Annotated in this window: 11 protein-coding genes and 4 pseudogenes; 8 read left to right on the top strand and 7 right to left on the bottom strand. The window is 39.4% G+C overall.

Annotated features, from left to right (window positions below; all coding sequences use genetic code 11):
• Positions 1 to 47: 47 nt before the first annotated feature.
• The 5 genes from ACLKML_RS08965 to ACLKML_RS08945 all read right to left on the bottom strand — a co-directional run bounded on the left by ACLKML_RS08965 (position 48) and on the right by ACLKML_RS08945 (position 4,334).
• Positions 48 to 464, bottom strand: a complete 417-nt coding sequence (locus ACLKML_RS08965; RefSeq protein ID WP_413285044.1) for an RbsD/FucU family protein — start codon at positions 462 to 464, stop codon at positions 48 to 50.
• 279 nt (positions 465 to 743) lie between these two features.
• Positions 744 to 1,508: an SDR family NAD(P)-dependent oxidoreductase gene (locus ACLKML_RS08960; RefSeq protein WP_413285043.1), complete on the bottom strand. Its 765-nt coding sequence runs from the start codon at positions 1,506 to 1,508 to the stop codon at positions 744 to 746.
• A gap of 22 nt (positions 1,509 to 1,530) precedes the next feature.
• Complete coding sequence (locus ACLKML_RS08955) at positions 1,531 to 2,499, bottom strand: TRAP transporter substrate-binding protein (RefSeq protein ID WP_317717699.1); 969 nt, start codon at positions 2,497 to 2,499, stop codon at positions 1,531 to 1,533.
• A gap of 24 nt (positions 2,500 to 2,523) precedes the next feature.
• Entirely contained in the window at positions 2,524 to 3,837 is a 1,314-nt protein-coding gene (locus ACLKML_RS08950; protein WP_413285862.1) for a TRAP transporter large permease, read from the bottom strand.
• A gap of 47 nt (positions 3,838 to 3,884) precedes the next feature.
• Entirely contained in the window at positions 3,885 to 4,334 is a 450-nt protein-coding gene (locus tag ACLKML_RS08945; protein ID WP_317717782.1) for a TRAP transporter small permease, read from the bottom strand.
• 231 nt (positions 4,335 to 4,565) lie between these two features.
• On the opposite strand from ACLKML_RS08945, the gene ACLKML_RS08940 reads away from it, so the two are divergent.
• Both ACLKML_RS08940 and edd read left to right on the top strand, forming a co-directional pair.
• Positions 4,566 to 5,096 (top strand): gluconokinase, encoded by a 531-nt coding sequence (locus ACLKML_RS08940; protein ID WP_413285042.1) that lies wholly within the window; start codon positions 4,566 to 4,568, stop codon positions 5,094 to 5,096.
• Positions 5,097 to 5,140: 44 nt separating this feature from the next.
• Entirely contained in the window at positions 5,141 to 6,931 is a 1,791-nt protein-coding gene (gene edd / locus ACLKML_RS08935; protein WP_413285041.1) for a phosphogluconate dehydratase, read from the top strand.
• Between the two features lie 463 nt (positions 6,932 to 7,394).
• Here edd and ACLKML_RS08930 read toward each other — a convergent pair.
• A pseudogene (locus tag ACLKML_RS08930) lies at positions 7,395 to 7,613 on the bottom strand (AAA family ATPase); the annotation flags it as partial.
• A 63-nt stretch (positions 7,614 to 7,676) separates the two neighbouring features.
• Here ACLKML_RS08930 and ACLKML_RS08925 point away from each other — a divergent pair.
• The 3 genes and pseudogenes from ACLKML_RS08925 to ACLKML_RS08915 all read left to right on the top strand — a co-directional run.
• A pseudogene (locus ACLKML_RS08925) lies at positions 7,677 to 8,554 on the top strand (IS3 family transposase); the annotation flags it as partial.
• 272 nt (positions 8,555 to 8,826) lie between these two features.
• On the top strand, positions 8,827 to 9,903 hold the full coding sequence (locus tag ACLKML_RS08920) for an IS110 family transposase (protein ID WP_153446669.1): 1,077 nt from the start codon (positions 8,827 to 8,829) through the stop codon (positions 9,901 to 9,903).
• A gap of 16 nt (positions 9,904 to 9,919) precedes the next feature.
• Positions 9,920 to 10,228: pseudogene (locus tag ACLKML_RS08915) on the top strand (integrase core domain-containing protein); the annotation flags it as partial.
• A gap of 6 nt (positions 10,229 to 10,234) precedes the next feature.
• Here the strand turns inward: ACLKML_RS08915 and ACLKML_RS08910 are convergent.
• Positions 10,235 to 10,755 (bottom strand): annotated as a pseudogene (locus ACLKML_RS08910) (transposase); the annotation flags it as partial.
• Between the two features lie 111 nt (positions 10,756 to 10,866).
• On the opposite strand from ACLKML_RS08910, the gene ACLKML_RS08905 reads away from it, so the two are divergent.
• From ACLKML_RS08905 to ACLKML_RS08895, 3 genes are all read left to right on the top strand, one after another.
• On the top strand, positions 10,867 to 11,163 hold the full coding sequence (locus ACLKML_RS08905) for a hypothetical protein (RefSeq protein ID WP_413285040.1): 297 nt from the start codon (positions 10,867 to 10,869) through the stop codon (positions 11,161 to 11,163).
• A 70-nt stretch (positions 11,164 to 11,233) separates the two neighbouring features.
• Positions 11,234 to 12,229, top strand: coding sequence for a hypothetical protein (locus ACLKML_RS08900; RefSeq protein ID WP_413285039.1), 996 nt, complete (start codon positions 11,234 to 11,236; stop codon positions 12,227 to 12,229).
• A gap of 378 nt (positions 12,230 to 12,607) precedes the next feature.
• Positions 12,608 to 13,270 (top strand): hypothetical protein, encoded by a 663-nt coding sequence (locus tag ACLKML_RS08895; protein WP_413285038.1) that lies wholly within the window; start codon positions 12,608 to 12,610, stop codon positions 13,268 to 13,270.
• The last annotated feature ends 49 nt before the right edge of the window (positions 13,271 to 13,319 follow it).

Raw genomic sequence — 13,319 nt, 5'->3', positions numbered from 1 at the left:
AATGATGAGCGTATCATTTGATACGTAGCTGTACCTGTGATGTGGACTTAAAAAACCACACCAACTGTTAATATTAAATTGGCAAACCGACGTTGCTCCCCAGCGGCGATAACTAACATGGTATCATTCGATTTGGCCATGTCATAAAATTCATATCTTTCTAGATGATTGATCTCAATGTCATCAGGTAAGATTGCTTTATACTCTGGGATAACCGTATTATCAAAATCTTCTGGATAAATCATCATAGTTGCTGCTTCAACATTGATTTGTGACAACACTAAATCTAATATTGTTGGGCTATCGACCAGTCCTTTTGTTAAGTTTAAATAAACAATGTTGGCATTGTCTGGAGAATTAGTAACAAAAGAGTAGTTGCTGTCAGCTATAAGTATCTTAGTTTTATGACCACATCTAGATAAATGATATAATAGCTCGGGATGAATAACTTTTGATTTTATCATAATATTTCTCTTTGTATTTTATATCGAATATATACCTTGTGCTTATAAGGTAATATGTATTCAATTTTTATTTAGGGTTATTAAATTAAATATCTAATAGTGATGTGGGAACATGTCATTTCGTTTGGGCATGAGTTAAATAGACTCACCTTATATACCCAAACCTGCAGATAGATGGCCAAGCTAGCAAGACCTCATTATATAGCGGACTATATAATGAGGTTTGAGAGAGCAGGCCAACATTACTGCACGTTAAATGGGTATGTTGTAAGCGTGTTTTTACATTCTGTAAACGCCACCATTAACGTCGATAGTCGCACCAGACACAAAGCCATTGTATTCACTAGCTAAATAAGTGATTACATGAGCAACATCTTCAGATGTACCTGCTCTGCCTAGAGGAATACCTTTCACCGTTTCATTAGCTGATTCTTCAGTGGTATGAGTATTATGGAATCTTGTGCCTAAAATTAACCCTGGAGCAACTGCGTTAACTCGAATTCCATGCTCACCAAGCTCAGCAGCCAAAGAACGCGTCCAAGTCAAAACCGCCCCTTTAGTCATCGAATACACGAGAGAACCAGAATGCCCACCACAACGTCCAGCTAAAGATGCAAGGTTTACAATACTGGCACCATCACTTGCCTCTTTTAAATAAGGAAGAGCAGCTTGGGTTACATTAAGCATAGTGGTCATATTGACATCTATTACCGTATTCCAGAACTTTTGATCAATCTCAGCCAACCATTTTCTGGCGATAATACCGCCCACATTATTAACCAGAATATCGATACCACCTAAAAACTCAGCTGCTTCATCAATACACTTGGTCGTTTCTTCAGCATTGGTCAAATCGGCGTAGCCTATGGTAGCTTTTTGACCTTTTGACTCAGCTAATTTCATTAGCTCTTTAGGTCCTTCATCACCCATAAAGTAATGAATATAGATATCACATCCAGCCTCGATTAAGTCTTTAGCAGTCGCAAAACCAATACCTTGTTCTGCACCGGTAATAAATACTTTTTTTCTTACTAATGAACCCATTATTCTCTCCTAATGATGGTAATTATTTTTCTTGTAATTTGTCTAATGTTGGAACTAGATCTGGATATTCTTTTCTGAATTTATCGTACACACCAGATACTTTCGCTTTGAAGGCAGAAACATCTACATCAACAATTTCGCCACCTTGTTTAACAATATCTTGTTTGGCTTTTTCGATGTATGCATCCCAGTATTTATAGTGGACTGCAAGTGTTTCTTTCGCGATTTGACGAATGATTTTTTGATCTTCTTCTGATAAACCATTCCAGACTTCGGTTGATACCACTAAAAGATCAGGGCTAATTGAGTGTTGATCTAATGCATAATATGGCGCAACTTCATAAAGACGTGTTGAATAGTATGTTGGGATATTATTTTCAGCACCATCAACCACACCTTGTTGTACTGCTGAATAAACTTCACCAGATGAAATTGGAACTGGGCTTGCACCAAGTGCTTTCATAGTATCGATATCAATGGTTGAGCTTTGAACTCGGATTTTTAATCCCATTACATCTTCAGGTCCACTTACTTTCTCTTTGGTATAGAAACCACGAGAACCACTTACTAAGAAAGCAAGGCCGATAAAGCCATCTTTTTCAGAAGATTGTAGAATTTCGTCACCAACAGGACCACCAAGGATCCTTCGTGCGTCTGCTTCACTATTGTACAAATAAGGCAAAGCGAGAGTTTTGTATTGAGGTGAAAATGCAGATGCTAAGCCGGTTCCTATTTTAGTAAACGCTAATGTTCCGTCTTGAGCCATTTGCAGCGTTGCTTCTTCTTTTCCTAGTGTTAAGTTTGGATACACTTTAACTTTTAGGCTTGTTCTTTCACTTACTTGATCGGCAAACCAAGTTAATGAATCGTGCACTGGGTGGTCGAGTGGCATCGCATGGCCTAGTTTTACTCTTTGAGCAGAGGCATTAAATGACACAGCAGTCATTAGTATCCCGGCGCACAATAAGTTTTTAGCATTAAATAACTTCATAAAGATTCCTTAATTAAATTTAAATTATCCTTGATAACCAGCTAATCTTGGTAACCACATAGTCAAACTAGGAAATGCGGTAACAAGCGTTAGTGCTAGGACGATTAGAACGTATAACGGTAATAATTTAGGAACTACTTGACCTATTTTTTGATTTGCAACACTACAACCAACAAATAATGCAGTGCCCACAGGTGGAGTACAAATACCAATAGATAAATTAAATACCATCATGACGCCAAAATGGACCGGATCCATTCCTAAATGCACACCAATTGGTAATAAAATTGGTGTGAAAATTAATATTGCAGGAGACATATCCATAAAGGTACCTACAACAAGAAATATAATGTTCATCAGAATTAATATAACAATTGGATTTGATGAAAAGTTCAACACAAATTCAGCGATAAATTGAGGGATGTCAGCATTAGACATAGCCCAAGACATTGCACTAGATGTTCCAATCATTAATAAAACAATAGAAGTGATAATAATACTGTCGATGACAATTTTATTTAAATATTTAACCTTTAGTTCTCTGTAAATAAAACCAAGAATTAAGCTATAAACCACAGCAATTGCGGATGCTTCTGTTGCCGTAAATACACCACCAACAATACCACCCATTATAATCACAACCATAAATAGGCTTGGGATAGCATCAATAATAACTTTATAAGCAGGTTGGTCTAATCTTACTGTTTGTTGAGGTACTTTATATTTTTTACCAAAAAAAGTAACACCAAGCATGACGGCTAAGCCAAACATTAGTCCTGGAATATATCCACCCAAGAATAAATATTGCACAGAAGAGCTACTAACCAGTGCATATAAAATTAAAACGTTGGATGGCGGAATTAATACACCAGAAGGGCATGAGGCAATATTTACCGCAGCAGAAAAATCTTTCGGGTATTTATGTTCATCTTGTAAATTGCCCATCAACCCACCAACCGCAGCAGCCGATGCTGTGGCCGAACCTGACAGTGATCCAAACATCATATTGGCGATAACATTCACGTGACATAACGCGCCAGGAAGTCGACCACCAATCAGCATGGCAAAGTTTATCAGCCTTTTCGCTATGCCGCCTGAGTTCATTAAGTTACCGGCAAAGATGAAAAAAGGTAATGCTAATAACCCGAAATTATCTAATCCTCCAAGGAGTTGTTGCGAACTGAGGCTGGCTGCTTTGTCCAAAGGAAAATCGATAAAAATGGTTAACAAAGAGGACAAGCCAATACCAAATGCGATAGGCATACCGATAACAAGAAATATAGCCAACGAACCAAATAAAACAACGACTGGTATTAAGCTGTAAACAATATCCGGCATTGTGTCAATATAGTTTTGTGTGAAGATTAAATCTAATAAAGTCATGATTAACCATCCGCCTTTTTATTATTAACGATAGTTCTAGTCAGTTTTGTAATGTCATAAACCGCATATAAATTGATAATAAAACCTGAAAGAGGTGCAACTAAGTAGACATACCCCATTTTCAATGAACTGCCGAATAGACTAATGCTTGGTGATATTTGATTGAATTCTAATGCTCGACTAGAAACATTTAATCCACCGTAAATAAAAACAATGCTAGAAAACAACATGACCATTAAATTAATAAAAATAGCCAACATTTCTTTTTGTTTTACTTTTGTGATTAATAATTCAATAGCTAAGTGTCTTTTTAATCCAAACGTATAAGCGCCACCTAGAACTCCAATCCAAATCATTAAGTATCTTGACAGTTCATCTGTAAAAGTGGATGGCGAATCAGTTAAGAATCGTGTAAATACCTGCCATACAACTGTTACGACTATTAGCCACATTAATATAGTTAGAAATCGAGCTAATATTTTTGTTATTACCTCAATTCCATATGAAAACAAATACATTGGTTACCCCTCAAGTATTTCAGTAAATAAGATAAGTTGATTTAGTTATCTATTTATCTGTTCATGCGTTCAAAATCACATTTATTTATTTTACGGGTAACATGTTACCCGTAACGTGATATGATAAAAACCACAAGATGCCTAAAGTGAGATAGAGGTCATAAAATGAATAAATGGTTAAAAGGGAAAGTTTTTATTGTTATGGGGGTTTCAAGTACAGGTAAGTCATCCATTGGAAACGCCTTAGCTCAAAGAATTGGCGCCAAGTTTATTGATGGTGACGACCTGCATCCGAGGGCGAATATTTTAAAAATGTCATCCGGCAATGCGTTAGATGATGAGGATAGAGATCCGTGGTTGGAAAGAATTCGTGACGCCGTATTTAGTATTGAATCTAAAAAAGAGGTGGGGGTCATTGTGTGTTCTGCTTTAAAGAGAAAATATCGCCAACAGATTTGCGAAGGTAATTGTCAGGTGATCTTTTTACATCTTCATGGCGAATTTGAATTGATCAAGCAACGGATGCAAGAAAGAGAAGACCATTTTATGCCTATTTCTCTGCTTCAAACACAGTTCGATGCATTAGAGCTGCCCACTGCCGATGAAACTAACGTTTTTAAAATTGATATCGATGGTGATTTTGACACCGTAGTTCAGCGTTGTGTTGATCAAGTCGCCGCATGTGAACGTCGCTAATGTCTTTATGTATATAAGGTTGAAAGGAATTAAAGAGTCGCAGTATGAATAACATAGTATTAGAAGTTACCAACAACATTTTGCAAAGAAGTAAAACAACACGCCAAGATTACCTTAATAAAGTGGATTATTATCTCCAGCAAGGCAAATCAAGATCTCAGTTATCTTGTGGCAATTTAGCTCATACTGCTGCGGCTTGTGGTGGAACTCAAAGTTCACTACTTGACTTTACCACCATGAATATTGGCATTGTGACCGCTTATAATGACATGGTCAGTGCTCATCAACCTTATAAAGAGTATCCCGACACCATTAAAACCATCTTGTCGCAAGCAGGGCATAGCGCTCAAGTAGCCGGAGGTGTGCCTGCCATGTGTGATGGTGTTACTCAGGGCCAAGATGGTATGGATTTGTCTTTGTTTTCCAGAGATTTGATTGCTCAAGCCACGGCTATTGGTTTAAGTCACAACGCTTTTGATGGTTCATTATTACTCGGTATCTGCGATAAAATTGCACCGGGGCAGATTATTGGGGCGCTATCTTTTGGCCACTTGCCGACACTTTTTATTCCATCAGGCCCAATGTCGACTGGTATTTCTAACAATGAGAAAGTAAAAATTCGCCAACAACATGCTGCGGGAGAGTTGGGTGAAGACGCTTTACTCGAAATGGAATGCACTGCTTATCACTCACCGGGCACTTGCACCTTTTATGGCACAGCGAATACCAATCAGCTGGTGTTTGAAGCCATGGGACTCATGTTACCCGGTTCAGCTTTCGTTGCGACGGGTTCCGCGTTGAGATCTGCCTTAACTGAAATGGCGAGCTTACAAGTTGTAAAAATAGCCAATCGAACTTCAACAGAATTTCGTCCAATAAGTAAGGTTATGGATGAAAAATCGTTAGTGAATGGTTTGGTGGCGTTACTCGCCTCTGGAGGCAGTACCAATCACACCATTCATATGGTCGCTATCGCTAAAGCAGCCGGTTTTATTTTAAGTTGGGATGATTTTGATGCGCTTTCAGATGTGGTACCGCAACTCACTAAAATGTATCCCAATGGCCCTGCCGATATTAATGCTTTTGAATCAGCAGGTGGTGTTCCAACCTTGATGAAGCGCTTACATGAATTAGATTTGCTTCATATGGATGCCACGCCAATTTACGGTAGCATGCAAGATTATTTATGTCGCCCGTCTTTGATTGATGGCAAATTAACGTATTCGCCTGCCGAATCAAGTTTAGATAATCAAGTTATTGCTGCCAGTAATGAGGTTTTTTCTCATCAAGGTGGGTTGAAAGTGCTGGATGGTAATATTGGCCGTGGCGTAATAAAAGTCAGTGCGGTAGCCAAAGAAAATTACTATACACAAGCGCCGATTCGGGTGTTTTCATCTCAGCATGATGTAGAGAAAGCCTACCATGCTGGTGAGCTAAACAAAGATTTGATAGTGGTAGTTCGTCACAATGGTCCGGGTGCTAATGGCATGCCTGAATTGCATAAACTGATGCCAATTTTAGGCAATTTAATGCAAGCGGGTTACAAATCGGCATTAGTCACTGATGGTCGTTTATCTGGCGCATCTGGTAAAGTCCCTGCTGCAATTCATATGTCTCCAGAGTCAATCAAAGGCGGCCCTTTGGCTAAATTAGTCGATGGCGATATTATTACGCTTGATGCTAAAAATGGCACCATATCGGTAGAGGCGGATCTTGCTACAAGAGAAGCAGTAAGATTTCCTGAGACTAATGAGCATATCGGTATGGGCAGGGAGTTATTCACTGTGTTTAGACAGAATGTGTCTAGTGCAGAAACGGGCGCGAGTATTTTATAGCTTTGCGTTGTGTGTGGATGACACCTAATTAACGGATACCAATAGTATTAACAGACAGTTAGATTCAAAGGCCACCCGAAGGTGGCCCTTTCCAATGCATTTGTGGGCTGGCGGGAGTTGAAGTGTTGTTTAATTTACATAAAGTTCAATGACTTAAATTGTTAATTCGAATTTAGTGTAATATTGAATTTTGCATCAATTTCCTACTAAAAAAGGAACTGACCCCGCGTCCCAATATAACTTTTTGCTATTACGGGCTGACAAACTCATAGCAAAATAATCTTAAAATTATCTGCGACCGCTAGTTATCAGTAGGTGATTAGTTATTGTCGAGCAATGAGTTTAGCATACTCGATGAGGACGGTATTAGACCAAAAGGTTTGAATGCTTTGTTCAAATGATATGAGCCAAATACTGCTCATATCATGGATTCTTGGATCTTAATGAATACTTTCTTGCTCACTTAGCTTTTATCTAGATCTCTTAGGTGATCAAGTAAGTATTCAGTGTAGTAAAGTGGCATCACGATGTGCTCTTTCTCTGTTGCTGGAGAGCCTTGAGTACCTGTAAGTTTTATCGTCTTGTGGGGCTTGCACTTTTCAATGTATGACTGCAATGATTTTGCACGAGTTCGCTTACCGCTCTTTACTTCTACAGGTACAATACGACCTAGTGAAGTGGCATAGTTAATTTGGCCACCTAGTTAGAGGTGATATCATCACCTCATAAGTTAACAGGTGACATTATGACTAAACGTAAAAGAAGGCTACTTAGTGCAGAATTTAAACTTGAGGCTGCCCAGTTAGTTCTCGATCAAAATTATACGATTGTTGAAGCAGCTCAAGCGATGAATGTGAGTAAATCTGCTTTAGGTAAATGGGTTCGTCAGTTAAAAGAGGAACGTGAAGGAAAAGCTCCGCAAGCGGCTCCTCTTACTCCTGAGCAAATTGAAATCCGTGAATTGAAAAAGAAACTTGCTCGTCTTGAAGAACACAATGATATTTTAAAAAAGGCTTCCGCTCTCTTGATGTCCGACTCTCTGAACAATTCTCGATAATCGAGAAACTCAGGAAGAGCTATAGCGTTAAAACGTTATGTTACGTGTTCAATGTTCATCGAAGCAGTTATAAATATTGGCGAAATCGGCCCAGTGATGTAAGCCCTGAAAAGATTAAATTACAATGCTTGATTAGAGAAGTTCATCCCGCCAGCAATGGCTCAGCAGGGGCGAGGAGTATCGCGGATATGGTGACGAATCAAGGTACACCATTGAGTCGTTATCGAGCTTCAAAGTTGATGAAGAGCTTAAGATTAGTGAGTTGCCAACAACCAAAACATAAATATAAAAAATCGGGCTCAGAGCATATAGCTACCCCTAATCATTTAGATCGTCAATTTGCAGTGACGACTCCAAACAAAGTTTGGGTTGGAGATGTAACGTTTGTGTGGACAGGAAATCGATGGGCATATCTCGCGGTAGTCATCGACCTATTTTCGCGTAAGCCTATTGGGTGGGCGATGTCTTTATCACCTGATAGTAAATTAACAGGTAAAGCACTTTCAATGGCCTTTGAATCACGAGGCCAACCTGAGAACATTTTGTTTCACAGTGATAGTAATAATGTGTTGGCTAGATTTCATCATACACTAACTAAGAAAGTTGGTTCATGCTTGAAAGATGGTACCAATAATGTTCTGAGCTTTCTGACCCACACAGCGATCGACCTTATGTGTCCTTCCTTGGATCTGTCGATTGCTTAGTCTCATTATTTGGTGAGGGTTGCCTCGCCAATATTTGTGACTCAAGAAGGGCCTGACGCCTGTCCCATTACTGTCTTGTCCAAGTATTTGGTTTTGTAACTCTTGACCATGATCATATAGTGAAGGAGTCAATAATGAATACCAGTACAATCTCATCTTATGTCATTGGTGGAGTGGATACTCATAAAGATATCCACGTTGCTGCCATCGTCAATGATTCTAATCAAGTATTATCAAGTGAATACTTCCCAGCAACCCGCCATGGATATAAGGAAATGCTAAAGTGGATGTCTTCATTTGGTAAAATATCACGTGTGGGTATTGAGTGTTCAGGGACGTATGGTTTGGGCTTGCTTCGTTATATGCAAAGCAGTGGCATTGAAGTATTGGAAGTAACAGCACCAGATAAGGTTGATCGAAGAAAACGAGGCAAGGATGACACAATAGACGCAGAAAATGCTGCTCATGCCGCGTATAGTAAATTACGCACGGTGACGCCAAAGACGCGAGATGGGATGGTTGAGTCGCTAAGAATACTTAAAGGTTGCCGTAAAACAGCAATGGCAGCTCGAACTGTTGCCCTTCAGATGATTAGAACGAGCATTGTATCTTCCCCCGACGAAATAAGAGATACATTAAGACATATGACTCGTATGACTTTGATTCGCACACTAGCATCAAGCAGACCTGATTTAACAGCTTACAAAAATATTTCTAGCGCATATAGGATCGTATTTAAATCCTTAGCTCGTCGATATCTTGAACTTCATGACGAGATTGCGGATTTAGATAAAATGATTTCTTCTATCGTTGACATGCTTGCTCCTGAATTAATCGAACAAAAAGCCGTTGGATACGAATCCGCCGCACAATTATTGATAACGTTGGGTGATAACCCTGAACGTTTAAACTCTGAATCTAGTTTTGCTGCGTTATGTGGAGTTAGCCCTATACCTGCATCCTCAGGAAAAACCAATAGACACAGGCTTAATCGAGGTGGTGATAGAGCTGCAAATAGTGCACTCCATATTATTGCGATTGGTAGACTTAGAACTGAGCAGCGTTCAAAGGATTATATCAAAAAACGAACGGCTGATGGATTATCAAAAATGGAAGCTATACGCTGCTTAAAGAGATACATAGCACGTGAAATTTATTACCTTTTGAAAAATAGAAACGCCTTAATCAACAGTATACAAATAACGACTTGACTCTTAGAAGGGCATCCAGGGAAGTCATTATACAAGTAGGAAATATCGTCAATTACTTTGGCGTTATCGAATCAAGCAGAGCTTATCACGCAGAGGAAATTGTTGGGATAATAGTCCGATGGAACGTTTCTTCAGAAGTTTGAAAAGTGAATGGATCCCTGAAAATGGTTATCGTACTTTTTCTGAAGCTAAAGAACAGATTGTTCGGTACATTATTGGATATTACAGCCAGCTTAGGCCCCATCAATATAATGGAGGATTAACACCGAATGAATCGGAACGATTATTCTGGTTAAACTCCGAAATCGTGGCCAATTATTCTTGACCACTTCAGTTGTCCTCGTTTGTACCCCAAATGGCATTGACTTTTTTTTGGAGTACTAACAAGGCGGCCGTTTCAGCCAGTGCTTTATCTTTTCGATTTAATTCTTTTTTAAGGGCTTTGTTCTCTACTTTTAACTCTTTGATTTCACCAGGTTGTGGTGTGACTGACGCCGTTTTTTTACCCGTAATAAAATCCGTCTTCCACTGCTCAATATGATGAGGATAAATGCCGCGTTCGCGGCACAATTGATTGACAGCTTGTTCATTTAAGCCGCTACACTGGAGGATAATTTCAAATCGTTCTTCTAAGGTCCAATCTTGTGGACGCTTCTCATTTGACATCATTTTTATTTCCGCGTCTGAAGCTATTTCAAATTCATGCTTTTTGGCTTGTCGGACCCATCGGGTTAAGGTTGAAAGGCCCACTCCTAATGAATCAGCCACATCTTTAATATTACGGTTATCCGATCGGTTAAGTACCTTTTGGACTGCTTGTATCTTAAATGCTTCAGTGAATTTTACACTCATTTTTATTACCTCTAATGAAAATTAGAGGCGACAAGTAGTCTGACACAGGGGGCAGATGATACTGCTCAGGCACAGGTACAGCTAAGTCAGTTACAGGTTGAGCGAGATATCATGCAGGTAGAGGTGTCAGACCTGAAAGTGGAATCATCGCGACTGACCACGCTCACACAGAACTTAACGCAGGCTATAGTGCCAAAACTGGTTGATATATTTAGGAAAGTGCTGCTTTCTATTAATGCCAAAGATAAAGGTGTGATGAAGAAACAGAGTGAATATCTGGCCTCCGCTCTGAACTCCACGTTAGATCTGCCACCTGAGCTGGTAGACAAAATTACAGGTGAGATTGCTCTGCTGCAAGAGTCCGATAACCAGTTAACGAACCAGAGCATTGATAACCCCAAAAAATAAGTAAGTTAGTTAACTGGCTTACTTACTTTACTAACTAACCTTGATAATAATTACAATAAAGGTAAACAACATGGCTAGACCAAAATCCTATACAGATGAAGACATTATAGATATTGCTACTCAACTGTCCTCCAAAGGCAGAAAGCCTACGGGATGGTACATTAAAGAAATCCTCGGTCGAGGAAAAATTGCTTCAATTCAGGCTGACCTCGACCGATTAACTAAAAGCGGGAAAGTGCCCGAAATACCAGAGCCAAATAACGATAAAGATGATTTAGGTGGGCAGCCTTTACGGGCTTCTTTTGAACTGCCGATTGAGATTCAGGAAATGCTGTCCATCAGAGAGCAGGAAGTTTGCAAATCGCTTCGAAACATGACTATCGGATTGAATAATAAGGCACAGCTTCATTATGAAGCGCTGATGGATGCTCGCGTTAGAGAGTTAGATATTAAATCCGATGCCGCAATAAAAGCCAAAGAGATAGCAGAGGAAGACGGCCTTGATTTAGAAGCGCGTCTACAAAAACAAGTCGAACACAATGAGTTGCTTGAAGAACAAATCGAAATACTGGAAGTGGAGCTTGCGCAGTCAAAGCAGGAAATATCCGAACTGGTTCAAAATAATGGTCAATTGACGCTCTCTCTCAGCAAGGCAGCGGAAAACATAGAAGCTCAACAAAACACCATCACAGAACTGACTGCTAAATTGTCGACAATGGAAACGACTCATGCGGCAGTTTTGGTAAAGTTAGATTATGCAACGAATGAGCTGGATACACTTCGAACGCATTATTCTGCATTGTCAGAACAGCATGAAGAAGCGAAAGAACAACTTATTGAATCGTCGACTCAACTACAATCCACACAAGGATTGTTAAATAAGATAGATAATCAATTGGATACGCTCAGAAATGAGAAAAGTGAACTTTCAGTTAACCACCGTCTACTAGAGAAGAATCTTAGCGATTCTGAAGGTAAGATTACTCTTCTTACTGAGGAAAATAAGCGTCTGGAAGGACAAATAGCAACGCCAACAAAAAGCACAGACCAGCTACACACTGAGTAGTCAATTTCTCGGTTATTTCACCAGAATGGTGGAATTCTTAAAATTTCGTCCGTTTTTTAAGAATTCTTAAATCGGTTAAGAATTGCTAAGAATTCAGGGCTAACATGTAGCTTTCCAAATCGGTATTGCAAACGCATTTATATCTGAAGACCTCGTAGAATGAATGACCCCGTGGGTGTGCCTGAAGCTTTATCCCCTATTAGAACTATTCATGATGTTTTAGGGAGACAATACGGAATATTTCCGTCGGTTGGTCTGCTCTATTCACACAACATGTTGATGGTAATTGAATTTCATAGATATCGATCGCACTATAGGCGAATTGATTTTTCGGAAAAACTCCATCTATCAAGTGATAAGCTAACTAGGGGGTAGTACGTGAGTAACTGGTTTGAAAATAATCCGACACGTTCAGTTCTGTTGCATACGATAGTGGTGGCGACAGCTACATGGGCTGCGTTTGCATTCGTATTTGATGAAAATAGAGTAAAGCTGCATGAGGCCAAGGTGGCTAGAGCAGAAGCTGAAACCAAAGAAGTAAATGCAAGAAATGCTGTATTAGTTACTAGAGTTGATTACTTAACTCGTGAAAATGAAAAGTTGTTAAAGTGGCTAGAATTAGAACCTAAATCTATCCCCTTTTACGAAAGGCAAGCTACAGAACTCAAAGCAAAAATCGTCAAACTTGAGGATACTATTAGCCTAGCGTCTCAATCTAGTAACGATACAATAAAATTTGATTGGAAAGAACAGCTTGGCACATATAACAAGCAAGACTTAAAGCCTGTACAAATTTCGATATATGATCCTCTAACTCAAGTAGTGGTGGGTGCGGATAGGGTCTTGATTGATGGTAGTACTGATATAAAAATAACGATGCCAAGTGGTGAGAAAATTGAGCAGAAGTCTGCCCTCCCAGGCGATACTTGGGATTACGAGCATAATGGAAAAAACTTTCGCTTAATTTTAGACTCTGCCGATTGGGCTAGCCAACAGTTTGGGACAAGGATTGTGGAATTAGGTGAAGCGGCTGAGAAGTAGTTTAACTAATTGTTCAAGTCGACAACCAAAGCAGAGTAAGGGGTGATTA

The organism is Vibrio sp. MA40-2 (assembly GCF_047302445.1).
Classification (GTDB): domain Bacteria; phylum Pseudomonadota; class Gammaproteobacteria; order Enterobacterales; family Vibrionaceae; genus Vibrio.
This window is presented reverse-complemented; position numbering and strand designations above follow the sequence as displayed.